The sequence below is a fragment of the Pseudomonas cichorii genome (genome assembly GCF_015471405.1).
Classification (GTDB): Bacteria; Pseudomonadota; Gammaproteobacteria; order Pseudomonadales; family Pseudomonadaceae; genus Aquipseudomonas; species Aquipseudomonas serbiensis.
In genome coordinates, this window is record NZ_BLVZ01000015.1 from 129,162 (window position 1) to 155,176 (window position 26,015).

Here is a 26,015-nt window from a genome sequence, read left to right on the forward strand (position 1 = left end):
ACTGGCATTTTGCCCACGCCGAAATAAAAAAGTGGTCACTAAACTAGCACGACCAAAGGTAACTTTACACCGTCTGTTACACCTGTTTGGCCCTGAGGGTAGTATCTATCGCTACCGCTTCACATATTTGAGCCACTAAAAAGCCATTTCCCCGCGAAATCACGTTACAGATCACGCATCCACAAGGGCCATCGCCTCCTCGACATCCACCGCTACAAGGCGCGAACAGCCGGGTTCATGCATGGTTACGCCCATCAGCTGGTCGGCCATTTCCATGGCGATCTTGTTGTGGGTGATGTAGATGAATTGCACTGTTTGTGACATTTCTTTCACCAAGCGTGCATAACGTCCCACGTTGGCGTCATCCAGGGGTGCATCGACTTCGTCGAGCATGCAGAACGGTGCCGGGTTGAGTTTGAAAATGGCAAAAACCAGTGCCAATGCAGTCAGGGCTTTTTCCCCACCGGACAGCAAATGAATCGTGCTGTTCTTCTTGCCGGGAGGACGCGCCATGATTGTCACCCCTGTATCGAGTAAATCTTCGCCCGTCAGTTCCAAATAAGCGGAGCCGCCACCGAAAACTTTCGGAAACAGCGCCTGAATTCCGCTGTTTATCTGATCGAAGGTCTCCTTGAAACGATTGCGGGTTTCCTTGTCGATCTTGCGGATCACGTTTTCCAGCGTCTCCAGAGCCTCCACCAGGTCAGCGTTCTGGGCATCGAGGTAACGCTTGCGCTCGGACTGTTGCTGGTATTCGTCGATGGCCGCGAGGTTGATCGCGCCCAGGCGCTGGATGCGCCCCGCAATGTTTTCAAGTTGTTGCTCGGCACTCGCCTCGCTGGCTTCGGGGCTCAAGGTCGCCAGCACGCCGTGAAGGTCATAGCCGTCTTCCTGCAACTGGTCCTGCAAGGCCTTGCGCCGCACCGTCAGGGCTTGCCATTCAAGGCGCTGCTGCTCCAGCTGGCCACGCAACAGTTGCGATTGTTGCTCGGCCTGGGTGCGACGCTTCTCGGCGTCGCGCAGTTCACGGTCGGCATCTTCCAGAGCGATTTTGGCGATACGCATTTCGTCGTCGACGACCATGCGTTTTTCCAGCAATTCTTCGAGCTTGAGGCGCAACTCTTCCAGCGGGGCCTGCCCTTCTTCCAGGTTCAGGCCCAGTTGCTCGCTTTTTTCGGACAGCCGCTCGGACTGCATCTTCAGGCGCTCAAGGGCCTGGCGCGTGGAGTCGTGCTGCGCCTTGATCGAGCCGAGGCGCACCGCCAGTTGATGGCTGCGATCCTTGTGCTGACGCGCCTCCTGACGAATCCGGTCCAGACGCTCGCGCAGGCTGTCGCGCTGAGCTTGCAGCAGCTCGCGCTGCTCGGTGTCCTGAGCCATGGCGTCCAGGGCGTCTTGCAGTTGCACGCGGGATTCGCCCAGGTGCTCATGCTCCATGGCGCGCTGTTCGCCCACTTCGGTGAGTTCTTCATCAAGGCGGGTACGGCGCAGGGTCAACTGCTCGACCTTGGCCTTGGCCGCCGACAGCTGGGCCTTGAGTTCGCCCTGCTGACGGGTTTCGTCTTGCAGGCGGCGACGCAGTTGTTCGCGGGTTTCTTCCTGTTGCGTCTGTTGCTCACGCAGCGACAGCAGTTGTTCTTCACGGGCCGCCAGTGCCGCTTCGAGTTCGTCACGCTCCAGCCCAAGCCGTTGCAGTTCCTGACCACGGGCCAGAACGCCGCTCTGGGCTTCACTGGCGCGGCGCACGCGCAAGAAGTGACGCCCGACCCAATAGCCATCGCGGCTGATAAAACTTTGCCCGGCACTCAACTGCCCACGTCGGGCCAAGGCTTCGTCGAGGGTTTGCACCGGCATGACCTGCCCCAGCCAGGCCGACAGGTCGACCGGGCTTTCGACCTTGTCCAGCAGGCTGCCCGGCAGGCGACTGGTATCGGCTCCGGGGCTCAGCAGGCGCAAGTCGCCCTGCTGGAAACCGGCCAGATCCAGCCCGGCAAAATCATCCACCAGCACCGCTTGCAGGTCGGCACCCAGCACGGTTTCCACCGCCAGTTCCCAGCCTGCTTCGACACTCAGCCCTTCAGCCAGACGCGGGCGCTCGGCCAGTTGCTGGTCACGCAGCCACTCGGCAGTGCCGGTGTCCGGGTCGAGGGCTGCCTGTTGCAAGGCTTCAAGCGAGGCCAATCGGCCATTCAAGCGTTGCAGTTCGCCCTGGGCCTGCTGCTGCGCCTGATTGGCCTGTTGCAACTGATCGCGCAACTGCTCCAGTTGCTCGACCACCTGACCTTCGTTCAGGTGCAGGTCGTCGATGGTCATTTCACGAGTGGCCAGGTCTTCGCTCAGTTCAAGAATGGCCGCGTCTTCGGGGTCAGCGGCCAACAATTGGCGCTCTTCGTTCAAACGACGCTGACGCTCGGCCAGACGCTCGATGCTTTGTTCCAGTTGCTGAATGCGCGACTGCTGCACCTGAGCCTGACGTTGCGGCTCGGCCGATTGCTGGTTGAAGGTGTCCCACTTTTCCTGCCAGCCCTGCATCGTGGCTTCGGCGTCTTCCAGGGCAATGGCCGACTCCTCGGCGGCAGCGCTGGTCATTTCCTGTTCCGGTTCGAGCATTTCCAGCTCTTCGCCCAGGGTCGCCAGCAAGGTGGTGTCGTGTCCCAGGTGCGATTCGGTTTCCTGTCGGGCACGCTCGGCTTCGCGCAGGTCGTCCTGCAACTGACGCAAGCGCTGCTGGCCGTGCTGAATGCTCTGCTCGACACGGGCGATATCGCCACCCACGGAATAGAAACGCCCCTGCACCACATTGAAACGCTCGGACAGGTCGTGATGGCCGTCCCGCAGTCGCTCGATGCTGGCATCGGCACTGCGCTGGTCAGCCACCAAGGCCTCGAAACCGATTTCCTGATTGCCGATCACTGCCTCGCGCTGGCCAACCTGCTCGTTCAGGGCCTGCCAGCGCAGAGCCGACAACTGAGCCTTGAGCTGACGCTCTTCGGCCTTGTATTCCTGATACTTCTCGGCGGCCTGTGCCTGCCGATGCAAGCGCTCAAGCTGGCGTTCCAGCTCTTCGCGCAGGTCCGTCAGGCGTGCGAGGTTTTCATGGGTGCGACGAATGCGGTTTTCGGTTTCCCGGCGGCGCTCCTTGTACTTGGAGATGCCAGCGGCTTCTTCGATGAAGTTGCGCAGGTCTTCGGGCTTGGCTTCGATCAGCTTGGAGATCATGCCCTGCTCGATGATCGAATAGCTGCGCGGCCCAAGGCCGGTGCCCAGGAAAATATCGGTGATATCGCGCCGACGGCATTTGGTGCCGTTGAGGTAATAAGTGTTCTGGCTGTCGCGGGTCACTTTGCGGCGAATGGAAATTTCCGCGTAGCTGGCGTATTCACCCACCAGCGTGCCATCGGAGTTGTCGAACACCAGTTCGATGCTCGCCTGGCTCACGGGCTTGCGGCTGGTGGAGCCGTTGAAGATGACGTCGGTCATCGACTCGCCGCGCAGGTTCTTGGCAGAGCTTTCGCCCATCACCCAACGCACGGCGTCGATGATGTTGGACTTGCCGCAACCATTGGGGCCGACAACGGCCGCCATGTTACTGGGGAAGTTCACCGTGGTGGGGTCGACGAAGGATTTGAACCCCGCCAGCTTGATGCACTTCAGACGCATGGTTTCAGCCTGTGGACAAAGCAGCCAGCACCAGTCTGCAGCTGCGTTGGCAATAATGGGTAAGGATTACGCGAATCTGTGGCAGGTCCCGGGCCACAACGGCTTCAAGCATTTGTGAGAACAGCGTCAGATAATCGCCCAGTTCGGCCTTGCGCTGTTCAAGCGCCAGGTAATAGCTGCGGCTCATGGACGGTTGCAGGTTCTCGACGGTCTCTTGCAGGTACGGGTTGTCGGCAAACGGATAGGCGGCGCGCATGACGTTGAAGCTTTCTTCAACGAATACCGTGACATCCTCACGCTCATAACTGTTCTTGAGACGTTGCTGGATTTGCATGAACGGTGCCAGATCCGACTCGCGCTGCCAGCGTTCGGCAACCGCCGTGGCGAGCAGGATATACAACTCGGCCATCAGCGAGCACAGGCCGACCACATTATGGGCATCCAGCACAGTCACCTGCGCACCACGACGCGGCAAGATCACCACCAGATGCCTGCGCTCCAGAATCAAGAGAGCTTCGCGCACTGTACCGCGACTGACACTCAGCGCCTGCGTGACCTTTTGTTCCTGGATCCGCTCTCCAGGTTTCAGCTCGCCACGGATGATCCGCTCGGCAATGTGCTGAGCGACTTGCTCGGCGAGGCTGTCCGATGCCTTGAACGTCATGTCTTTCCTTTCAGCAGCAGTTCTACTTATTAAGAGAAGGAGTGTATCGCAACCTTTGGGCATGGCGCAGGGCCATGGCCGTGAAACTGGCACGAATTAAGCAAATCATTGATGTGACAGACTTATTGTCGCTTATGTGTTGCGTGACTTATCGACTGGCAACGGAATTTCCTGACTTTACAGTCAGAAAAAAATTGACCCGATAAGCAAAGCTGATAAATTCATCGACATATCCGATTACAAGAAATCGAGGGTGTAGCACCGTGATCCAGTTCCTTTTGAACCAGGAGCTCAAAACCGAGCACACCCTGGACCCGAACCTCACCGTGCTCAATTACCTGCGCGGGCATGCGCACAAGACGGGCACCAAGGAAGGCTGCGCCAGTGGTGACTGCGGCGCTTGTACCGTTGTGCTCGGCGAGCTGGAAACCGACAGCCATGGCACTGAGCAATTGCGTTATCGCAGCCTCAATTCGTGCCTGACCTTCGTGGCGTCGCTGCACGGCAAGCAATTGATCAGCGTCGAAGACCTCAAGCATCAAGGGCAACTGCATAGCGTGCAAAAGGCCATGGTCGACTGCCATGGCTCGCAATGCGGCTTCTGTACGCCAGGCTTTGTGATGTCGCTGTTCGCCCTGCAAAAGAACAGCCCTCAGGCCAACACCCATCAGGCCCACGAAGCCCTGGCGGGCAATCTTTGCCGCTGCACCGGTTATCGCCCGATTCTGGACGCTGCAGCGCAAGCCTGCGGCCAGCATCAACCCGACCAGTTCGATCAGCGTCAGGCCCAGACCATCGCCCGCTTGCGCAGCATCGCCCCCAAGACAACCGGCGAACTGAACGACGGCGAAAAGCGTTCTCTGGTGCCGCTGACCGTGGCCGATCTGGCCGACCTGTACAGCGCGCACCCACAAGCCAGATTGCTGGCAGGCGGGACCGATCTGGCGCTGGAAGTCACTCAGTTTCACAAGCCGCTGCCGGTGATGATTCATGTTGGCCATATTGCCGAAATGAAGCGCATCGAGCGTTTCGAGGACCGGCTGGAGATTGGTGCCGCCGCCTCGCTGACCGACTGCCATGCAGCTCTCAAGGCTGAATACCCGGATTTCGGCGAGTTGCTGCAACGCTTCGCTTCGTTGCAGATCCGCAATCAGGGCACGCTGGGCGGCAATATCGGCAACGCCTCACCCATCGGCGACGCCCCGCCGCTGTTGATCGCCCTGGGCGCACGGATCGTGCTGCGCAAGGGCGACACTCAACGCACCCTGGCGCTGGAAGATTACTTCATCGATTACCGGGTGACGGCACGTCAGGAAAGCGAGTTCATCGAGAAGATCATTGTGCCGACCGCCAAGGCTGGCCATGTATTCCGCGCCTACAAGGTGTCCAAGCGGCTGGATGACGATATCTCGGCGGTCTGCGCGGCTTTTTGCCTGCATCTTGAAGACGGCCAGATTGCCGATGCGCGCATTGCGTTCGGCGGCATGGCAGCCATTCCCAAACGTGCCGCGGCCTGCGAGCGGGCCTTGATCGGTCAGCCCTGGACATCGGCGTCCATCGAACTGGCTTGCAGCGCACTGGCCGAAGATTTCACGCCGCTGTCGGATTTTCGCGCCAGCAAGGAATACCGTCTGCTCAGCGCGCAAAACCTGCTGCGCAAATATTTTATCGAGCTGCAAACCCCCACTCTTGTGACGCGGGTGACCGACTATGTCTAATCATCTACCGCCCAAGACCCAGGCCGAACTGGTCGCGCTGTTCCAGCAGGACCTGACCACCGGCGTTGGCCGCAGCGTCAAGCATGACAGCGCCGACAAGCACGTCAGTGGCGAAGCCATCTATATCGATGACCGCCTGGAGTTTCCCAATCAACTGCATGTGTATGCACGCCTCTCGGACCGCGCCCATGCGCGGATCGTCAGCGTCGACACGGCTCCGTGCCTTGCTTTCGACGGGGTGCGGATCGTCATTACCCATCAAGACATTCCCGGCCTGAAAGACATCGGCCCGTTGCTGCCCGGCGACCCGTTGCTGGCCATCGACAAGGTGGAGTTCGTCGGCCAGCCGGTGCTGGCCGTGGCGGCCCGCGACCTGGAAACCGCACGCAAGGCGGCGATGGCGGCGGTCATTGAATATGAAGACCTGGAGCCAGTGCTGGATGTGGTTCAGGCCTTGCGCCAGAAGCATTTCGTGGTCGACAGTCATACCCACAAGCGTGGCGACTCGGCCAGCGCCCTGCAAGGCGCACCGCATCGTTTGCAGGGCAGCCTGCATATCGGTGGCCAGGAGCATTTCTATCTGGAAACCCAGGTATCGTCGGTGATGCCCACCGAAGACGGCGGGATGATCGTCTATTGCTCGACCCAGAACCCTACGGAAATCCAGAAGCTGGTGGCCGAGGTGCTGGGCGTTTCGATGAACCGCATCGTGGTCGACATGCGGCGCATGGGCGGCGGCTTTGGCGGCAAGGAAACCCAGGCAGCCAGCCCGGCATGCCTGTGCGCCGTGATTGCCCACCTCACCGGGCAACCAACCAAGATGCGCCTGCCAAGGGTTGAAGACATGCTGATGACCGGCAAGCGCCACCCGTTCTATATCGAGTACGACGTGGGTTTTGACGACAGCGGACGCCTGCAGGGCATCGAGCTGGAACTGGCGGGCAACTGCGGTTATTCGCCGGACCTGTCGGCCTCGATTGTCGACCGCGCCATGTTCCATGCCGATAACTCGTATTACCTGGGCGATGCAACCATCAACGGCCATCGCTGCAAGACCAACACCGCGTCCAACACGGCCTATCGAGGCTTCGGCGGCCCACAAGGCATGGTGGCCATCGAGGAAGTGATGGACAGCATCGCCCGCTATCTGGGCAAAGACCCGCTGGCGGTTCGCAAGGTCAACTACTACGGCAAGACCGAGCGCAACGTCACGCATTACTACCAGACCGTCGAGCACAACCTGCTGGAAGAAATGACCGCCGATCTGGAGCAAAGCAGCCAGTACGCAGAGCGTCGAGAAGCCATCAAGGCCTTCAACGCCAGCAGCCCGATTCTGAAAAAAGGCCTGGCGCTGACACCGGTCAAATTCGGGATTTCGTTTACCGCCAGCTTTCTCAATCAGGCGGGTGCGCTGGTCCATATCTACACCGATGGCAGCATCCATCTGAACCATGGCGGCACGGAGATGGGCCAGGGCTTGAACGTCAAGGTCGCCCAGGTGGTGGCCGAGGTGTTTCAGGTGGATATCGAGCGTATCCAGATCACCGCGACCAACACTGACAAGGTGCCGAACACCTCACCGACTGCGGCGTCCAGCGGCACGGACCTCAATGGCAAGGCCGCGCAGAATGCCGCTGAAATCCTCAAGCAGCGGCTGGTGGAATTTGCGGCGCTGAAGTATCAAGTGACCGAGGCCGATGTGGTGTTTCGCAATGGGCATGTGCGTATCGGCGAGCAGGTGCTGTCCTTCGCCGAGCTGGCGCATCAGGCGTGGATGGGCCAGGTGTCGCTGTCCAGCACGGGCTATTACAAGACGCCGAAGATTTTCTACGACCGCAGCCAGGCGCGGGGTCGGCCTTTTTACTATTTCGCCTTTGGCGCCGCCTGCGCCGAGGTGATCGTCGACACCCTGACCGGCGAGTACAAGATGCTGCGCACGGACATCCTGCATGACGTCGGCGCCTCACTGAACCCGGCCATCGATATCGGTCAGGTCGAAGGCGGCTACATTCAGGGCGCAGGCTGGCTGACCACCGAAGAGCTGGTGTGGAACGACAAAGGCAAATTGCTGACCAACGGCCCGGCGTCCTACAAGATCCCGGCGGTGGCGGACTTGCCACTGGATTTGCGGGTCACCCTGGTGGAAAACCGCAAGAACCCGGAAGACACGGTGTTCCATTCCAAGGCCGTGGGCGAACCGCCCTTCATGCTGGGGATTGCAGCGTGGTGTGCGATCAAGGATGCGGTGGCGAGCCTGGGGGATTATCGGCATCAGCCCGACATCGATGCACCGGCAACGCCGGAGCGGGTTTTGTGGGGGTGTGAACAGATGAGACGTCTTCAATGAACATCCCCGTGGGAGCGAATTCATTCGCGAAGCGGCATGTGAAAGTGCCATTGACGGTGGATGTGCTGACGTCTTCGCGAATGAATTCGCTCCTACCGGGTCCGTCAACTCAGAGGCACACATGAACGACTGGATCAGCGCCCTGGCCAGGCTACAGGCCCAAGGTGAGCCGAGCATTCTGGTCACTATCATCGAGGAGCTTGGCTCGACGCCACGCAATGCGGGCTCCAAGATGGTGGTCACGGCGCAGGGGATCCACGACACCATCGGCGGCGGCCATCTGGAATACAAGGCCATGGAAATCGCCCGTGACATGCTGGCCAGCGGCAGCCAGCAGACGCGCCTGGAGCGCTTCAACCTCGGCGCCAGCCTCGGCCAGTGCTGCGGCGGCGTGAATGTCCTGCTGTTCGAGCCCATGGGGCAGCCACAGGCGCAGATCGCGGTGTTCGGTGCAGGCCATGTCGGCCGGGCGCTGGTGCCGCTGTTGGCCAGCCTGCCCTGCCGGGTGCGCTGGATCGATTCTCGCGAGCAGGAGTTCCCGGAACACTTGCCCGAGGCCGTGCTGAAAATCGTCAGCGACGAGCCTGTCGATGAGGTCGCGCAACTGCCCAAAGGCAGTTACTGCATTGTCATGACTCACAACCATCAACTGGATCTGGAACTGACAGCCGCAATCCTCAAGCGCGGCGACTTTGGCTATTTCGGGCTGATCGGCTCCCGGACCAAGCGCGTCAAGTTCGAGCATCGCCTGAAAGAACGCGGCTTTGATGCCGCCTTGCTGCAACGCATGCGCTGCCCCATGGGCCTGGCGCAGGTCAAAGGCAAGCTGCCTGTCGAGATCGCCATTTCCATCGCCGCCGAAATAATCGCTACCTACAACGCCAGCTTTGGCCAACACAGTGCCAGCGCCGAACCTGTCGCCAAACTGCTGCCCGCCTCGCGGCGCAGCCAGTCGCAATGAGATGCCCATGACCCTCGTTTCAAGCAACAAGAAAGCCTACCGCGCCAGTATCGTGCACAGCATTGCCGACCCCGCCCAAGTGGGGGTTGAGGCGTCTTATGAATATTTTCCCGACGGCCTGATGCTGGTCGAAGACGGCAGGATCACAGCAGTGGGCCATACAGCCGATCTGCTGGATACTCTGGGCAACGAGGTCGAGCTGATCGCGTATCAGGACGCGCTGATTACTCCGGGCTTTATCGACACCCACATTCACTTGCCTCAGACCGGCATGATCGGCTCGTATGGCGAGCAGTTGCTGGACTGGCTCGACACGTACACCTTCCCTTGCGAGAGCCAGTTTGCCGACCCGGTGCATGCCGCTGAAGTGGCCGATATCTTTCTCAAGGAGCTGCTGCGCAACGGCACCACCACGGCGCTGGTGTTCGGCAGCGTTCACAAGGAGTCGGTAGACGCACTGTTCAGCGCCGCTCAAAAGCTGGACCTGCGCCTGATCGCCGGCAAGGTGATGATGGACCGCAATGCACCGGACTATCTGGTGGATACCCCCGAGTCCAGCTATGCGGACAGCAAGGCGCTGATCGAGCGCTGGCATGGCCAGGGCCGCCTGAGCTACGCCGTCACCCCGCGCTTTGCGCCCACCAGCACGCCGGAGCAACTGACCCTGGCAGGCAAGCTGCTGAGCGAGTATCCCGGCCTGTACATGCAGACGCATATCAGCGAAAACCTGCAGGAAATCGAATGGGTCAAGGCCCTGTTCCCGGAGCGCAAAAACTATCTGGACGTGTACGACCACTTCAACCTGCTGGGCGAGCGCTCGGTGTTCGCCCATGGCGTGCATCTGTGTGACGAACAGTGTGCGCGGCTGGCAGAGACCGGATCGGCAATCGCGTTCTGCCCGACCTCCAACCTGTTTCTGGGCAGCGGCCTGTTCAATCTGCCGAGGGCTGAAAAGCACGGGATCAATGTCGGGCTGGGGACCGATGTGGGCGGCGGCACCAGTTTCTCGATCCTGCAAACCCTGAACGAAGCCTACAAGGTCATGCAGATGCAGGGCGCGAGGCTCAGCCCGTTCAAATCGCTGTATCTGGCGACACTGGGTGGCGCACGGGCGCTGCGGCTGGACGACCGGATCGGCAGCCTGAAACCCGGCAACGAAGCTGACTTTGTGGTGCTGGATTACAACGCTACACCGCTGCTGGCCTATCGGCTGAAACAGGCCAAGGACATTGCAGAGATCCTGTTTGTGCTGATGACATTAGGCGATGACCGCACGGTGCAACAGACGTGGTCAGCGGGGCAGTTGGTGCACCAGCGAGAGGGTTGAATCACACTTCGTGGGAGGGGCCTTGGCCGCGACAGGCAATGTGAAGTGCGCTGAAGATGTGTTGCCTGTCAGCAAGTCGTCGCGGCCAAGGCCCCTCCCACAGAGACCTGTACGCCTTGACTACCAGGCATTACCCCTTGCCCGGTTTCTTCTTGCCCATCAGGTGCGAAAACACCGCATGCAAATCATCGGATGCGCCGTCGTCGTCGAGGTTGAGCTTGCTGTCGATGTGGTCCATGTGATGCATCATCAGCTCCACGGCCAATGCGGCATCGCGGGCTTCGATGGCGTCGATCAACTGGGTGTGTTCATCGTAGGAACAATGGGTGCGATTGCCGTTTTCGTATTGAGCGATGATCAATGAGGTCTGCGACACCAGGCTGCGCTGAAAGCTGATCAGCGGTGCGTTACGGGCGGCCACTGCCAGTTGCAGGTGGAACTCGCCAGACAGGCGAATCCCGGCGCCACGATCCCCTCTGGCAAAGCTGTCGCGCTCGTCGCTGACCATCTGCCGCAACTCGGCCAGTTGCTCGGCGGTCGCGTGTTCGACCGCCAGTTCGGTAATGGCCTTTTCCACCATGCGCCGGGCGAAGAACACCTGACGCGCGTCCTCGACGCTGGGGCTGGCGACCACCGCCCCCCGGTTGGGCCGCAACAGCACGACACCTTCATGAGCCAGGCGCGACAGGGCGCGACGAATGATGGTGCGACTCACACCAAAGATTTCGCCCAGTGCCTCTTCGCTCAGCTTGGTGCCCGGCGCCAGACGCTGCTCAAGGATCGCCTCGAAGATATGCGCATAGACGATATCGTCCTGGGTTGCGTTACGGGCTGACTTGACCGCGCGTGGCTGTTTCTTCAGGGGCAGGGACTGTTCGTTCATGGGCACTCGTGTGCAAGTGGTTTACGGCGTAGGACGGACGCATTGTACACAGTGCGCCAGCACAAGGGCGCGCCTCGCGCTGTGCAATCAACTGCCACGATAGGTCGAGTAGCTGTAAGGCGAGACCAGCAGCGGCACGTGATAATGCTCCTGACCTGCATCAATCCCGAAGCGCAGCACCACCACATCGAGAAAGGCCGGCTCAGGCAGCGTCACGCCACGCCCGCGGTAGTAATCGCCCGCATGAAACTGAAGCTGATAGACACCTGTGCGGTAAGCTTCGCCCTGTAGCAGGGGAGCATCGCAACGACCATCACTGTTGGTGACCGCCGTGGCGACTCGTTCAAGACGCTCGCCTTCAACCCGGTAAAGTTCGATGTGGATGCCGTTGCCGGGGCAACCGTGCGCGGCGTCCAGCACATGCGTGGTTAATCGTCCCATTGATATCAGCACCTCGTTGAATGGTTGAATTGCGGGCATGATGCACCATCAGGGTGCTTGCCAATCGTAGACAGAGATCGATTAAGACACTTTTAAAAAAACTTGTACACAATAAAACCTGCGTCCGTGAGTCCTGAAATTTCTGAGCAGAGGTTTAGTGCCGAAAACACTGAAGCAAAGGAAAGCATTAAGGTTTTTCATTTTAAGCTGACCACTCAGGCAAGTTTATTGCATGACTCAAAGCGCTAGCGTGCGAAATTTTACGGGTTACAAAGTTGATATTATTTTGTATACAATCGGCGCAGCGCGGTTTTCTGCCACAGGGCTTGTACCGCACCAGATTTCACGCACCTAAAGGAAGCTTGCAGTGAGCGCTGACTATCCACGCGACCTGATCGGTTACGGCAGCAATCCTCCCCATCCTCATTGGCCCGGCAATGCGCGTATCGCCCTCTCCTTCGTCCTCAATTACGAAGAAGGTGGCGAGCGCAACATTCTGCATGGCGACAAGGAATCCGAAGCCTTCCTGTCCGAGATGGTCGCGGCGCAACCGCTGCAAGGCCAGCGCAACATGAGCATGGAGTCGCTGTACGAATACGGCAGCCGTGCCGGTGTGTGGCGCATTCTCAAGCTGTTCAGGCAATTCGATATCCCGCTGACCATCTTTGCCGTGGCCATGGCTGCCCAGCGTCACCCGGATGTGATCCGCGCCATGGTCGCTGACGGTCATGAAATCTGCAGCCACGGCTATCGCTGGATCGACTACCAGAATATGGATGAAGCCCAGGAGCGCGAGCACATGCTCCAGGCCATTCGCATCCTGACCGAAATCACCGGCGAACGCCCGCTGGGCTGGTACACCGGCCGCACCGGCCCCAATACCCGTCGCCTGGTGATGGAGGAAGGCGGCTTTCTCTACGATTGCGACACCTACGACGACGACCTGCCCTACTGGGAGCCGAACAACCCGACAGGAAAGCCGCATCTGGTGATTCCCTACACGCTGGACACCAATGACATGCGCTTCACTCAGGTGCAGGGCTTCAACAATGGCGAGCAGTTTTTCCAGTACCTCAAGGATGCTTTCGACGTGCTTTACGCCGAAGGTGCAGAGGCCCCGAAAATGCTTTCCATCGGCCTGCATTGCCGCCTGATCGGTCGCCCTGCCCGCCTCGCTGCACTCAAGCGCTTCATCGAGTACGCCAAGAGCCACGAACAGGTCTGGTTTACCCGCCGTGTCGATATCGCTCGCCACTGGCACACTCAACATCCTTTCAAGGCCGCGCAATGAGCCAGTTCCAGACACTGAAGCCCTCGTCTCTGAGCCGTGAAGCGTTCATTGCAGCCTTTGCCGATATCTACGAACACTCGCCATGGGTCGCTGAAAAGACCTATGAACTGGGCGTGAGCCCTGAGCTGGATCAGGTCGAAAGCCTGCATGCGCGCATGAGCGAAATCCTGCTCAACGCCGATCATGAGCGGCAACTGGCGCTGATCAACGCTCACCCGGATCTGGCAGGCAAAGCCGCCATCCAGGGTGAACTGACCGAAGCCAGCACCAGCGAACAGGCCGGTGCCGGCATTCATCAATGCACAGCCGAGGAGTTCCAGCGTTTTACCGAGTTGAATCAGGCCTACAAGGCCAGGTTCGGCTTCCCGTTCATCATGGCGGTCAAGGGAAGCGACCGGCACAAGATCCTGGCGGCCTTCGAGCAGCGTATCCATCACTCGGCAGAAGCCGAGTTCGCCTGCGCGCTGGCCGAGATCAACAAGATTGCCCTGTTTCGCTTGCTGACCCTGTAGACACTACCTAGCCCATTCCTTCCAAGCCCATCGAGAAAGGCAGACAAAAAGAATGAAAGTTTACGCCGCACCGTTCGAGAAGTTCGTCAATCTGGCCGACGCACGCCTGGGGACCAAAGTCCTGTCCGTCACCGATGACTGGTTCGCCGATGCCAACCGCCTGTTCCAGCCGACCCCTGCGGTCTGGAAAGAAGGCGTGTTCGATGACAACGGCAAATGGATGGACGGCTGGGAATCGCGGCGCAAGCGTTTTGAAGGTTATGACAGCGCGGTGATCCGCCTGGGCGTGGCGGGCACCATCAAGGGCGTGGATATCGACACCTCGTTCTTTACCGGCAACTTCCCGCCTTCCGCCTCGCTGGAAGCCTGCTTCCTGGCATCGGGCGACCCTGATGAAAACACTCAATGGGTTGAAGTGCTGCCGTCGGTAGAGCTGCAAGGCAATAGCCATCACTACCACGCCATCAGCAACGATCAAGCGTTCAGTCACCTGCGTTTCAATATCTACCCCGATGGCGGCGTGGCACGCCTGCGCGTACACGGCATCCCCTTCCGTGACTGGACAGAAGTCAGCGACAGCGAGCAGATCGATCTGGTCGCAGCCCTTAATGGCGGCCGTGCGATTGCCTGCTCCGACGAGCACTACGGCAGCATGAGCAACATTCTGAACCCAGGTCGCGGTGTGAACATGGGCGACGGCTGGGAAACCGCACGCCGCCGCACGCCGGGCAATGACTGGGTCATCGTCGCGCTGGGGCATCCGGGCGAAGTGGAAAGAGTCATCGTCGATACACTGCACTTCAAAGGCAACTACCCGGACAGCTGCTCGATCCAGGGCGCCTTCGTCAAAGGCGGCACCGACAGCCAGATCGAAACCCAAAGCCTGTTCTGGCGCGAACTGCTGCCCAGCCAGAAACTGAGCATGCACGCCGAACATGACTTCGCCGAGCAGATCAAGGCTATCGGCCCGATCACCCATATCCGTCTGAATGTATTCCCGGATGGCGGCGTGAGTCGCTTGCGAGTATTGGGCAAAATAACCAAATAAACACACCCTCCCGCAGGAGCGAATTCATTCGTGAATCGGCGATGGCCATTCGCGACTGAAGTCGCTCCTACAGGCCCAGAGAGACTGTAATGCGCAAACTGATTATCGAGCCGTTGACCAAAGAAGCCTTTGCCCCGTTCGGTGATGTGATCGAAACCGATGGCAGCGCTCACTTCATGATCAACAACGGCTCGACCCAGCGCTTTCATCGTCTGGCCGAGGTCGAAACCGCCTCGCCTGACGACAAGGCAATCATCAGCATCTTCCGCGCCGAAGCGCTGGAGATGCCGTTGACCATTGCCATGCTGGAGCGTCACCCGCTGGGCAGCCAGGCTTTCATACCGCTGCTCGGCAACCCTTTTCTGATCGTGGTCGCGCCACTTGGCGATGTACCTGATCCAGAGCTGACCCGCGCCTTCGTGTCCAACGGCAGGCAGGGTGTAAATTACCATCGCGGCGTCTGGCACCATCCGGTGCTGACGATCGAAAAGCGGGATGACTTCCTGGTGGTTGATCGCAGTGGAACCGGCAATAACTGCGATGAGCATTTTTTTGAAGAGAGCCAGTTGATGGTGCTCGATCCAAACCAATAGGAAGGCCTGGCCCCTAGGCAAAAGGAAATACCGTGCTGGCACATCTGATGGAATGGCTGAATCTGGGCGTGCGCTGGATTCACATGATTGTGGGCGTGGCGTGGATCGGCGCCTCTTTCTACTTTGTCTGGCTGGAAAACAACCTCAATCGCTCAAACCCGCGTGACGGTTTGTCGGGTGACTTGTGGGCCATCCACGGTGGTGGCATCTACCACCTGGAAAAGTACAAGCTCGCGCCGCCGACCATGCCCGAGAACCTGCACTGGTTCAAATGGGAAGCCTATTCGACCTGGCTGTCCGGGGTCGCTCTGCTGTGTGTGGTGTTCTACGCCAACCCGACACTTTATCTGCTGGCTCCGGGCAGCAGCCTTTCGCCTGCCGCTGGCGTGCATATCGGCCTTGGCTCCTTGTTTGTCGGCTGGTTCGTGTACAGCTTTCTGTGCGACTCGGCACTGGGCAAACGCCCTGCGCTGCTGGGTGTGATCCTGTTCGTGCTGCTGGTCGCGGCGGCCTTCGCCTTGAGCCAGGTGTTCAGCGGGCGTGGAGCGTATCTGCATGTGGGCGCCATCATGGGCACCATCATGGTCGGCAACGTGTTCCGCATCATCATGCCGGCCCAGCGCGCACTGGTAGCGGCCATCGCCGAGAACCGTACGCCGGACCCGGCTCTGCCCGCCAAAGGCCTGCTGCGTTCACGGCACAACAACTACTTCACCCTGCCGGTGCTGTTCATCATGATCAGCAACCACTTTCCCAGCACCTATGGCAGCCAGTACAACTGGCTGATCCTGGCGGTGATTGCCTTGCTGGCGGTGCTGGTACGCCATTACTTCAATACCCGACATGACAGCCACAGATTCTTCTGGACCTTGCCGTTCGCGGCGCTGGGCATGATTTGTCTGGCCTACGTCACCGGCCCCGCGCAACCGCAGAAGGCTCATGATGCGGCGGCAAAAATCGAGTATCAGCCACTTCCCGGCACAGCCGTGGGCGGTTACAGAGCCGACGAAAAACGCCCCGAACCGGTTGCTGCGCCCGCACCGGCTGAAACCGCCAAGGTTGCAGGGATAGAGTTCGCCAGGGTTCATGAGGTCATCCAGCAACGTTGCACCGTTTGCCATTCGGCCAACCCCACCAGCAACCTGTTCAGCGCCGCGCCTGCGGGCGTGATGTTCGATACGCCAGAACAGATCCAGCAACTGGCCCCGCGCATCAAGGCCCAGGCCATCACCACACCGATCATGCCTTTGGGCAACATCACCCAGATGACCCAGGAGGAACGGGATCTTGTGGGCGCATGGATCGATCAAGGGGCCAGTGTTCATTGAACACTCTTCGCGGATGAATCCGCACAGGTTAATGCCGATCAGTTAAGGCACAAACAACACTTGTGGGAGGCAGCTTGCTGGCGAAAAAAGCCTGAAACTGGCAGATATTCTGCGTCGTATGCTGAAGTCGCCAGCAAGCTGCCTCCCACAAAGTGATTTGTGACCTCAAGAGGAAAAACGCCCCACTTTCGCCTGTCATGCTCCGCTCTGGAGCACTTGAGCTGGCACTCACCACCCAGTATTCTCCGCCGCCGCTTCAAAAGCCGCCGTTTCATACACCTGAACTGAAATTGTCCGCTCAGTCAGGTCCTGTCCCTCGGAAAAACCGTCAAAAAACGCCCCTTCCTGAGTGTTTCAGGTATCGGCCTGTTTTTTCTCCGGGGTTGGCTCAGCTTTTGCTAACTCACGAAGCTGACCGAACAGACAATTTATTACAACCAGAGCAAAGGCGTCACAAACAGAACGCCCACCTCAAGAACAGCTATCTAACCTCAAGGGAGCAACCGCATGAACCGTACTTTTTCCAGCCTGTTACTGGCCGGTAGTCTGCTGGCCGCAGGCTCGGCCACGGCCGGCGATCTGTTGCAATGGCAGAGCAACAGCCTGACCTACCTCAACGGTCGGGACTTCACGGTCAACCCGGAAATTCAACAGACCTTCACCTTCGAACATGCGGATGGCTGGAAATACGGCGATAACTTCTTCTTCGTCGACAAGATTTTCTACAACGGCAAGAAAGACGCGACCAGCGGCCCGAACACTTACTACGGTGAGTTCTCGCCACGCCTGTCGATGGGCAAGATCTTCGGCCAGAAGTTTGAACTGGGCCCTATCTCGGACGTGCTGCTGGCGGCAACCTACGAGTTCGGTGAAGGCGATAACGAGTCGTACCTGATCGGTCCGGGCTTTGACCTGAACATTCCGGGCTTCGATTACTTCCAGCTGAACTTCTACCAGCGCCAGACCGAAGGCAATCGCCCGGGTGACGGCGTATGGCAGATCACGCCGGTATGGTCCTACACCATTCCAGCGGGCAAGTCCGATGTGGTCATCGACGGCTTCATCGACTGGGTCGTGGATAACGACAAGAACGCCCGTGGCACCTACCACGCCAACCTGCACATCAACCCACAGATCAAGTACGACCTGGGCAAGGCGTTGAACTTCCCTGAGAAACAACTCTACGTCGGTATCGAATACGACTACTGGAGCAACAAGTACGGCATCAAGGACACTTCATCCTTTGATACCGACCAGAACACTGCAAGCCTGCTGGTCAAAGTGTTCTTCTGATCACAGGCAGCATCGGGCGAGGTTGCACTGCGGTGCCGCCTCGCCAGTACTGAACACCCTCTTTCTCAATTGTTTTTTCACATCTCGTTGACCGGTCATTGACCTGTCGCGCCCTACTCTGCGGTCCAGTCCTCCTCTTGTGACGGCGACCAGCCTTGAATACCCAATCGCTCTACGACCAGTTGGCCATTGCCAGTCACGCTGGCTACAGAAACCTTACCCATGACCCAAAAGCGCTGTGGCTACTGCCGCTGATGCTGGCCGCTATATGGCTGGGCACCTCGCTGTTGACGCCCTCTGGCCCACTCGATCTCTCACTGGGCCACAACCTGCGCAAGGCCGGCGTGCTTGCCCACTGGGCCGAAGGTGATCTGGTCATTCTGGTGCGCCATGCAGAGCGTTGCGATCACTCGACCAATCCCTGTCTTGGACCACCCGACGGCATTACCCGTAAAGGTCAGTTAGTAGCACAGGAACTGGGCAATTCGTTCAGAGCCCTTGATCTGAGCCACACGGACATTTTCAACAGCCCCCTGCTGCGTACGGCCCAGACCGCAGGCTTTGCGTTCAAAGGCGCAAGCATTCCTCAGGACTGGTTGGGCAACTGTCGCCACACGATGCTGGAAGACATGCAGCAGCACAAAGTCGATCAACGCAACATGGTGCTGGTCACTCACAGCGAGTGTTTCAACCAACTGGAGAAGTCGCTGAAAGTTTCGGCACGCACCGTGCCCGACTATGGCAGCGCCCTGTTCGTGGCTGTTAACCCCAAAGATCACAGCACCAGGATTCTGGGCTTTCTCGATGCCCAGGACTGGAAGTCCGTCATGCCGCAACATCCATAAGCCATCAGGAAACCCGGCCGCGTGAATACTCTAAAAAATCGCTTCTACTTGATGAATGTCGGCATACCTTTATTGCTGGCGGCTCTGGTCTTTGTCGTCTTCGACCTGACCGAACTGGATATCACCCTCAGCAATCTGTTGTACGACCCTGTTACCCAAGTATTCCCGTTCCAGCACGACCGGTTGTTTGAAAACCTGACACATCGCTGGCCACGGATCATTCCGGACTGGACAGGTGAGCTGGCAATCATCGGAGCAGTGCTTTCATTTGTATGGCCCAGGTTGAAGGCCGACAAACATCAGCGCCTGATTGCCACTCTGGAAAGACTTCGTATCGCCAGGGCGCTCAAGTTTCTTGCCCGTCACCGCCGTGACTTTATCTTCGTTGTCGTTGCCTTCGCGATAACCACTGGCATGGTTCATTACTTCAAAAGCCACACCAGTATTTACTGCCCGGTCGAAACAACCCTGTATGGCGGTACTCAGGAAAAGAAAGAATGGTTCGAGAACTTCAACCTGCTGCATGAAGCCGGAAAAGGACGCTGCTGGCCCGGTGGTCACGCCTCAAGCGGTTTTACCCTGTTGGCGCTGTACTTCGTCGCCCGCCGCTACCGCTGGCGACATGCTCGCAAGCTGTTGGGCTGGGTTATGCTGCTGGGCATGGTGTATGGCACGACCCGCGTCCTGCAAGGCTGGCACTTCATGTCCCACACCTTCTGGTCCGGGATTCTGGTATGGCTAACGATACTGCTGACCGCCCTGTTCTTCTATGGACGACCAGCACTTCAGGCATCACTTGAGCCGGGCAACGACAGGCTCAACCCCTTGCCGACTTCCACACCTTACCCGCCAGCGTCACCACGACCACCAGTGCCGCACCGGCAATGATTCCGGCAATGGCATCCATCAGGGTCGGGACTACGATGGAGAAGCCGCCGACAGCACTGGTCGCGCTTTCGGTGATGCCATCGACCCAGTGATGGGCGAACGGCAAGCCATGCACCAGAATGCCGCCGCCGACCATGAACATGGCGGCGGTGCCAAGGATAGACAGCGCTTTCATCAAGACCGGAGCCAGCCAGAGCAAGCCATTGCCTATGCTTTGCGAAGCGGAGCTGGCGCTCTTTTTCAGGTGCAGGCCCAGGTCGTCGAGTTTCACGATACCGGCCACCAAACCATATACGCCGACTGTAATCAGCACCGCGACTATCACCAGTACGCCAACCTGATCAAGGAACGGCCGGCTTGAAACCACGCCCAGTGCCAGGACGATGATTTCTGCCGAAAGGATGAAGTCCGTGCGGATGGCGCCTTTGATCCGTTCCTTCTCGAACGCAACCATGTCCACTGATGCATCGCCAGCAGCCTGTTTACGCTCTTCGTGTTCTTGACCTGCATCGGAATGCAGCCATTTGTGGACAATCTTTTCAGCCCCCTCGAAACACAGGTAGGCACCGCCGATCATCAGCAAAGGCAGGATCGCCCATGGCGCAAAGGCGCTGATAAGCAATGCGGCAGGCACCAGAATCGCCTTGTTGAGCAATGAGCCCTTGGCCACCGCCCACACTACCGGCAACTCCCGGTCGGCCGAGACGCCCGTGACTTGTTGCGCATTGAGGGCCAGGTCATCGCCCAGCACACCCGCCGTCTTTTTGGTGGCCAGTGCCACATCGTCGAGCAGGGTTGCAATGTCATCGAGCAGGGTCAGCAAGCTTCCAGCAGCCACAATCAATATCCTTGAACAAATAGAAAAACAAAACGGCGCTTATTGAATCACAGGCTACAGTCAATCGTATGACCCTATGCTTCAGAATCATCTGACCCGCGCCGACTCACAACGTTTTGCCCACATTCACGACTGTCACACAACAGCAATTATTTCCAATACCCGCTCCGTCCCGACTGCTTTGATTGGCCCCCTCATCCACCGGGAGCCATCATGAACAGCATTTTCTGGCCTAGGCGAAAACAGCACCTGATCCGATCCGTCCAGCTTGCCAAGCCCGACACGTTCCCACCCGAACTGCTCGACTCCTTGAAAAACATCACTCGAATGTCCAATGCCATCCGGGAGCTCGAACGCGCTGGCAGCAAAGACTCAGTGCTGGTGAAAAACATCGTGCTGTCGATTGCCAATCATCTGGCGACCGCCTCCGGCCAACTGACGGATGAAGCTTCAAGACAAGCCATGGGCCTGCTTGCAGAAGGGCTGATGGGGTGCATGGCTCTCGAAAATGCCGGCCCCGCGCTGGCAGCACTGAATGAGAATGAACTGGTGGGTTACGTCGGGCCGCTGTCGACATGGCTGGGCAAGTCACGGGAAACAGGGTTTTCGGCATTTTTCGGAACGCCGAACCAGAAGCTCCAGGCGGTCTCGGATGTGATCGACCATCACTTCGAGAGCAGCGTGGCCAGGCTTTCCGAGCGTTTTGACGTCGAACTTCAGCGGCTGCCAGCCTGTTCTTACAAGATCATCGATCTGTGTGCGATTGCCGGTGAGGCCGATACCTTCCCCAAGCATTTCGCTTATTTCATGCCCGAAGATCAGGGCATCAAATACGCGCCGTTCAAGCGCACGGTGGTGTTCGCCAACACGTACCTGAACCTCTACCGGCAAATCGCGCTGGAGCAGAAGGGTATCTTTGGCTGGACGGATGCTGATCTGCCAGCAGAACAGGACGCCGAGCGTTACCTGATCGGCTGGTTCCGCGGGCATGACCTTGGCCACTCGATCGTGCTCAAGAACACCGATTACCGAAAGCTGAGTCGCCATGACCGCTGGGGCTCGATGATTGCCCAGGAAACCGTGGCCGATGTGTTTGGTTTCATGTTGGCAATGGACCCGGCGATTGCTGAAAGGCTTGAACTGGACCCGGTCATGATGATGCGGCTCTATGTGCTGGAGCTGTTCCGTTACCTGCGGCGCGGGCCAGAGCAGTTCCCGGACGCTGGCGCCGCTTACGTCCAACTGAAAATGCTGGAAGAAGCCGGCGTCTTGTCGGTGCTCAAACCGGGCACCATCGCCATAGACTCCGAAGCGTTCCCGCAGGCCATGGCCCATATCACCCGCACGCTGCTCACCGCAGTCATGTCCGATGATATCCAGGCTTTCGACGGCTTCCTGAAAAACTATGGCGCCCACCTTGCCCAAGGCGCGGATCTGCTGTTCGGGCTGCCCGTCTGTGAAACCACCCTTTTCTATGAACAGTCCTTGCTGGAGAACACATAAGTGGAGTTTTACAACGGCTTTCTATTGAGCCTTTCACTGTGCCTGGAGATCGGTCTGGCCAACATGGCCATGATCACGTTGTCGATGCAGCGCGGGTTCAGACAGGGCGTCTGGCTGGGCGTAGGCACCTGCATCGGCGACCTGGTCTACGCCATTCTCGCTCTGGCGGGCATGGCGGTGCTGCTTCAGTACGAGGCGGTTCGCTGGGCGCTATGGCTGGGTGGCTCGGCGGTACTGGCTTACCTGTGCTTCAAGATGGTTGCCAGCGCCATGCGGGTCAAGGCTGGGGTCAGCGGATCGGAAATGCAGTGGGGCAACACGAATTTCGCGCTTTTCTCCAAGGGCATCTTTCTGGCGATGTCCTCGCCCAGCGCGATCCTGTGGTTTGCTGCGGTAGGCGGCGCAATCATCGCCAAACAGGGCGTGGACCTGAACAGCTCGGTTCTCTTCCTCTCGGGCTTTTTCAGCGCAGGTATTTTCTGGGCACTGGTGCTGTGTACCCTGGCCTACCACGGTGGCCAGCTGCTGGGTGAAAAGATGCTCAGATGGACCTACATCGCATCGGCGCTGATATTTGCCTACTTCACCCTGTACGTCGTCATTTCAGGCTATATGGAGTTCGTCAGTGCGCAGCCCGTTATTGAACATTGATGCATAGCGATTAGGGGATATGCCCATCACCCGGCGGAACGAATTGCACATGTGGCCCTGGTCATAAAAGTACAGTTCAGTGGCAACCCTTGCCGCCGCATCGCCCCGGCGAAGTCTCTTGCGCACTTCGATCAGCCTGAGCTGCTTCAGGAACTGCATAGGCGCCAGAGACTTCACCATCTTGAAACTGCGCACCAGATGAAACTTCGAGAGCCCTGCCATGGCACTGATATCTTGCAGGTCGATGTCTTCGTAAAGGTTGTCGAGCATGAATTCCACAACTCGGGAAACCACATCAAGTTCGACGATAACGCTGCCTTGATCCCGAAACCTGGAGAGTTCGGCCAACAGTTCATAAGGTGCCTCTTCGCGGCGGGAAGAGTCATTGGCCGCGTGCAGCGCAGCGATGGCCTTGAACAGGGCACCGTCGATGAACGCGCCTTCGTCAAACAGCGGCCCCTGGGTATCGCCAAAGACCGACGCCACGTGAGCGGCATCCAGGTGAACACTGATGAACCTGGCACCTGCCGAGCAGAATCGGGAAGACTGGACCGTCATCGGGTTATAGAGGGTGACCTGACCGGGCAGCACTTCCTGAGAGCGGCCGTCATACCAGATACGTTCGCGACCGGAAAGATTGGCGCTGATCACATATTCTTCATGGGTATGGCGAGGAAACTCAGCGTTGCATGCTGAAACCAGAGAGCACTCGGCAAACGGGCGTTTTGAAAGGGCTTCGATGATCGGCGTCATAGTGTTATTCCGTTAACTGCTCTGAAAGTCCCTGCCCCGATCTCCAGATCGAGCCCGCGCCGGCCGAGTAAATACAGGCGCTTGAGTGAGATTGTCCTACAAACGCACAGTATCGTTTTTGTATCAGGGGTTCAAGCGAGCAACTCCCCCTTCCCGACTTGTGGCGTGAGTGTTGCATCACGAAACCCGATTATTGATCGCTGCACCAACAACAAGGGGCTGTCATGCACACTGATTCGCAACGAGCGCAATGGTTGAAACCGACCTCTCAAGAGACGGGCGTCATCATCGTTTCCAATGCAAACCTGCCTCAATACATCATCGACACACTCAATACCGAAATCAGTGACTGGGAACAGGTGGCTTATCTGGTCATCAAGCAATCGACCCAACTGGAAGAGGAATGGCTCGATGCTGAAAACCGGGCCTTCAGTGCGCAAAAACCTTCGAGCTGCGAAGCCAATGGCTTGCTGAGTTCAATCCCCAAGACCTGCCATCTGCTGGATGTGGAAGCCAGCCATCGGGCGCATCTGTCCTGGCTGGGTTCGGTGTGCGGGCACAAGCTGCACTTTTTCGAGCTGGAGAAGCTGGAAGAACAGACCCCGTCCAAGGCCTCGATGGACTCACAGGTAGAAGAAATACTGGCGGCGACCCGGCATCTGGTGAAGAACTACCTGCAGGATCATTTCATGTCGCCCTCCTGACCGTGCCTACATGGGGATCTGGGTGGTTGAAAGCACCTGACGCAAGCCCATGAAGGAGCGGATCTGCCTGACGCCCGGCAGATAAAGCAGTTGCTCGGCGTGCAGCCGGTTGAAGCTCTGGCTGTCTTTGGTGCGCAGCAACATGAAATAGTCGAACTCCCCGGTCACCACATGAAACTCCATGCAGCCGGAAACCTTCTGCGCAGCCTCCTCGAACTGGGCGAATGAGTCCGGGGTCGAGCGATCCAGTACCACGCCGATCAGTACCACCATCCCCGCTTCCAGCGCTTCGCCGTTGAGCAGCGCCACCACGCCTTTTATGACACCCGCGTCCTTGAGCCGCTCGACACGCCTCAGGCAGGCCGGCGGGCTCAGTTTGACCTTTTCGGCCAGCGCCACGTTGGAAATGGACGCATCACGCTGCAACGTCTTGAGGATGGCCCGGTCGATCCTGTCGAGCAGCGGCGTGATATCGGCGTCCGGCTTTTTGCCTCGTTCATTTATTGCTTTCATATGGACTTTCTAGAAATAAAATTAATTTTCAATTTCCAGAGACTAACTTTCATTTCCTAAATAGACAATTCTTTGCAACCACGATTATTGATCGATTTTCTATGATAGGTCCCATCGCAGCACGTTAATGATTCCTCTCATTGGAGACTCGATATGAACCTGACCAAATTCAAGCGCTATCCCCTGACATTCGGCCCTTCGCCTATCACTCCGCTCAAGCGTCTCAGCGAGCATCTGGGCGGCAAGGTCGAGCTGTATGCCAAGCGCGAAGACTGCAACAGCGGTCTGGCATTTGGCGGGAACAAGACGCGCAAGCTTGAATACCTCATCCCCGAAGCCATCGAAGGCGGTTATGACACCCTGGTGTCCATCGGCGGTATCCAGTCGAACCAGACTCGTCAGGTAGCAGCCGTCGCCGCTCACCTGGGCATGAAGTGCGTGCTGGTCCAGGAGAACTGGGTGAACTACTCCGATGCGGTGTACGACCGTGTGGGCAATATCGAGATGTCCCGCATCATGGGAGCTGATGTGCGTCTGGATTCGGCAGGCTTCGATATCGGTATCCGCCCGAGCTGGGAAAAAGCCATGGCCGATGTGGTCGAGAGTGGCGGCAAGCCGTTCCCGATTCCGGCAGGCTGCTCGGAACACCCTTATGGCGGCCTGGGCTTCGTGCGGTTTGCCGATGAAGTGCGCCAACAGGAAGAAGAACTGGGCTTCAAGTTCGATTACATCGTCGTCTGTTCGGTCACCGGCAGTACCCACGCCGGGATGGTGGTCGGTTTCGCTGCCGATGGCCGTGCTCAGCGGGTGATCGGTATCGATGCCTCGGCAAAACCGGATCAGACCCGCGAGCAAGTGCTGCGCATTGCTCAGAACACCGCAAAACTGGTGGATCTGGGCCGTGAAATCACCGCCGATGACGTGGTCCTCGATACTCGTTATGCGTACCCGGAATACGGCCTGCCAAACGAAGGCACCCTGGATGCGATCCGCACCTGCGCCCGTCTGGAAGGCGTGCTGACCGACCCGGTCTACGAAGGCAAATCCATGCACGGCATGATCGACATGGTCCGCAACGGCGAATTCCCCGAGGGCTCGAAAGTGCTTTACGCACACCTGGGCGGCGTACCGGCACTCAATGCCTACAGCTTCCTGTTCAAGGATGGTTGATCGCACATGACTTATCGTAGGAGCGAATTCATTCGCGAATGAATTCGCTCCTACGCCGTCCCAGGCTCATCATTGAGCCTTGCG

At 58.5% G+C, this 26,015-nt stretch carries 23 protein-coding genes; 16 read left to right on the top strand and 7 right to left on the bottom strand.

Annotated features, from left to right (window positions below; genetic code table 11):
• Positions 1-171 precede the first annotated feature (171 nt).
• Together smc and JL015_RS22270 are read right to left on the bottom strand one after the other, a co-directional pair.
• Complete coding sequence (gene smc, locus JL015_RS22265; protein WP_201019963.1) at positions 172-3,660, bottom strand: chromosome segregation protein SMC; 3,489 nt, start codon at positions 3,658-3,660, stop codon at positions 172-174.
• A 4-nt stretch (positions 3,661-3,664) separates the two neighbouring features.
• Positions 3,665-4,324 (bottom strand): GntR family transcriptional regulator, encoded by a 660-nt coding sequence (locus JL015_RS22270; RefSeq protein WP_201019964.1) that lies wholly within the window; start codon positions 4,322-4,324, stop codon positions 3,665-3,667.
• 263 nt (positions 4,325-4,587) lie between these two features.
• Here JL015_RS22270 and xdhA point away from each other — a divergent pair, with 263 nt between their 5' ends.
• The 4 genes from xdhA to guaD all read left to right on the top strand — a co-directional run bounded on the left by xdhA (position 4,588) and on the right by guaD (position 10,677).
• The gene (gene xdhA, locus JL015_RS22275; protein ID WP_201019965.1) at positions 4,588-6,042 is read left to right on the top strand and encodes a xanthine dehydrogenase small subunit; all 1,455 of its coding nucleotides are present in this window, start codon (positions 4,588-4,590) and stop codon (positions 6,040-6,042) included.
• Entirely contained in the window at positions 6,035-8,389 is a 2,355-nt protein-coding gene (gene xdhB / locus JL015_RS22280) for a xanthine dehydrogenase molybdopterin binding subunit (RefSeq protein WP_201019966.1), read from the top strand. The genes xdhA and xdhB overlap by 8 nt, the downstream gene beginning before the upstream one ends.
• Before the next feature lie 121 nt (positions 8,390-8,510).
• Positions 8,511-9,350, top strand: coding sequence for a xanthine dehydrogenase accessory protein XdhC (gene xdhC / locus JL015_RS22285; protein ID WP_201019967.1), 840 nt, complete (start codon positions 8,511-8,513; stop codon positions 9,348-9,350).
• Positions 9,351-9,357: 7 nt separating this feature from the next.
• Positions 9,358-10,677 (top strand): guanine deaminase, encoded by a 1,320-nt coding sequence (gene guaD / locus JL015_RS22290; protein ID WP_201019968.1) that lies wholly within the window; start codon positions 9,358-9,360, stop codon positions 10,675-10,677.
• A 130-nt stretch (positions 10,678-10,807) separates the two neighbouring features.
• Here guaD and JL015_RS22295 read toward each other — a convergent pair whose 3' ends face one another.
• Together JL015_RS22295 and uraH are read right to left on the bottom strand one after the other, a co-directional pair.
• Entirely contained in the window at positions 10,808-11,560 is a 753-nt protein-coding gene (locus tag JL015_RS22295; protein WP_201019969.1) for a GntR family transcriptional regulator, read from the bottom strand.
• 87 nt (positions 11,561-11,647) lie between these two features.
• Positions 11,648-12,001, bottom strand: a complete 354-nt coding sequence (gene uraH / locus JL015_RS22300) for a hydroxyisourate hydrolase (protein WP_201006107.1) — start codon at positions 11,999-12,001, stop codon at positions 11,648-11,650.
• A gap of 367 nt (positions 12,002-12,368) precedes the next feature.
• Between uraH and puuE the strand changes: the two genes are divergently transcribed.
• The 8 genes from puuE to JL015_RS22340 all read left to right on the top strand — a co-directional run bounded on the left by puuE (position 12,369) and on the right by JL015_RS22340 (position 19,799).
• A complete protein-coding gene (puuE, locus tag JL015_RS22305; RefSeq protein WP_201019970.1) occupies positions 12,369-13,292 on the top strand; it encodes an allantoinase PuuE in 924 nt (307 codons plus the stop codon).
• On the top strand, positions 13,289-13,804 hold the full coding sequence (uraD, locus tag JL015_RS22310) for a 2-oxo-4-hydroxy-4-carboxy-5-ureidoimidazoline decarboxylase (RefSeq protein ID WP_201019971.1): 516 nt from the start codon (positions 13,289-13,291) through the stop codon (positions 13,802-13,804). Before puuE ends, uraD begins: the two co-directional genes overlap by 4 nt.
• A gap of 52 nt (positions 13,805-13,856) precedes the next feature.
• Positions 13,857-14,852, top strand: coding sequence for an allantoicase (gene alc / locus JL015_RS22315; protein ID WP_201019972.1), 996 nt, complete (start codon positions 13,857-13,859; stop codon positions 14,850-14,852).
• Between the two features lie 89 nt (positions 14,853-14,941).
• Positions 14,942-15,445 (top strand): ureidoglycolate lyase, encoded by a 504-nt coding sequence (locus tag JL015_RS22320; RefSeq protein WP_025259262.1) that lies wholly within the window; start codon positions 14,942-14,944, stop codon positions 15,443-15,445.
• Between the two features lie 32 nt (positions 15,446-15,477).
• Positions 15,478-16,773: a urate hydroxylase PuuD gene (locus JL015_RS22325; protein ID WP_201019973.1), complete on the top strand. Its 1,296-nt coding sequence runs from the start codon at positions 15,478-15,480 to the stop codon at positions 16,771-16,773.
• A 507-nt stretch (positions 16,774-17,280) separates the two neighbouring features.
• Positions 17,281-18,066, top strand: a complete 786-nt coding sequence (locus JL015_RS22330; RefSeq protein WP_201019974.1) for an outer membrane protein OmpK — start codon at positions 17,281-17,283, stop codon at positions 18,064-18,066.
• A 155-nt stretch (positions 18,067-18,221) separates the two neighbouring features.
• Entirely contained in the window at positions 18,222-18,911 is a 690-nt protein-coding gene (locus JL015_RS22335; protein WP_201019975.1) for a histidine phosphatase family protein, read from the top strand.
• Positions 18,912-18,962: 51 nt separating this feature from the next.
• The gene (locus JL015_RS22340; RefSeq protein ID WP_374063460.1) at positions 18,963-19,799 is read left to right on the top strand and encodes a phosphatase PAP2 family protein; all 837 of its coding nucleotides are present in this window, start codon (positions 18,963-18,965) and stop codon (positions 19,797-19,799) included.
• On the opposite strand, the gene JL015_RS22345 is transcribed toward JL015_RS22340, so the two are convergent.
• Positions 19,729-20,637: a DUF808 domain-containing protein gene (locus JL015_RS22345; RefSeq protein ID WP_201019977.1), complete on the bottom strand. Its 909-nt coding sequence runs from the start codon at positions 20,635-20,637 to the stop codon at positions 19,729-19,731. The two genes, JL015_RS22340 and JL015_RS22345, sit on opposite strands and share 71 nt — an antisense overlap.
• Before the next feature lie 213 nt (positions 20,638-20,850).
• Here JL015_RS22345 and JL015_RS22350 point away from each other — a divergent pair, with 213 nt between their 5' ends.
• Positions 20,851-22,140 (top strand): hypothetical protein, encoded by a 1,290-nt coding sequence (locus tag JL015_RS22350; RefSeq protein ID WP_201019978.1) that lies wholly within the window; start codon positions 20,851-20,853, stop codon positions 22,138-22,140.
• Positions 22,141-22,791: a LysE family translocator gene (locus JL015_RS22355; RefSeq protein ID WP_201019979.1), complete on the top strand. Its 651-nt coding sequence runs from the start codon at positions 22,141-22,143 to the stop codon at positions 22,789-22,791.
• Here the strand turns inward: JL015_RS22355 and JL015_RS22360 are convergent.
• Entirely contained in the window at positions 22,744-23,544 is an 801-nt protein-coding gene (locus JL015_RS22360; protein ID WP_201019980.1) for an AraC family transcriptional regulator, read from the bottom strand. The two genes, JL015_RS22355 and JL015_RS22360, sit on opposite strands and share 48 nt — an antisense overlap.
• 224 nt (positions 23,545-23,768) lie before the next feature.
• Between JL015_RS22360 and JL015_RS22365 the strand changes: the two genes are divergently transcribed.
• Positions 23,769-24,248 carry a transketolase gene (locus JL015_RS22365; protein ID WP_201019981.1) on the top strand — a complete coding sequence of 160 codons (480 nt, stop codon included), beginning with the start codon at positions 23,769-23,771 and terminating at the stop codon, positions 24,246-24,248.
• Positions 24,249-24,254: 6 nt separating this feature from the next.
• Here JL015_RS22365 and JL015_RS22370 read toward each other — a convergent pair whose 3' ends face one another.
• Positions 24,255-24,761, bottom strand: a complete 507-nt coding sequence (locus JL015_RS22370; RefSeq protein ID WP_201007386.1) for an Lrp/AsnC family transcriptional regulator — start codon at positions 24,759-24,761, stop codon at positions 24,255-24,257.
• 153 nt (positions 24,762-24,914) lie between these two features.
• Between JL015_RS22370 and JL015_RS22375 the strand changes: the two genes are divergently transcribed.
• Entirely contained in the window at positions 24,915-25,931 is a 1,017-nt protein-coding gene (locus JL015_RS22375) for a 1-aminocyclopropane-1-carboxylate deaminase (protein ID WP_201019982.1), read from the top strand.
• Positions 25,932-26,015 lie beyond the last annotated feature (84 nt).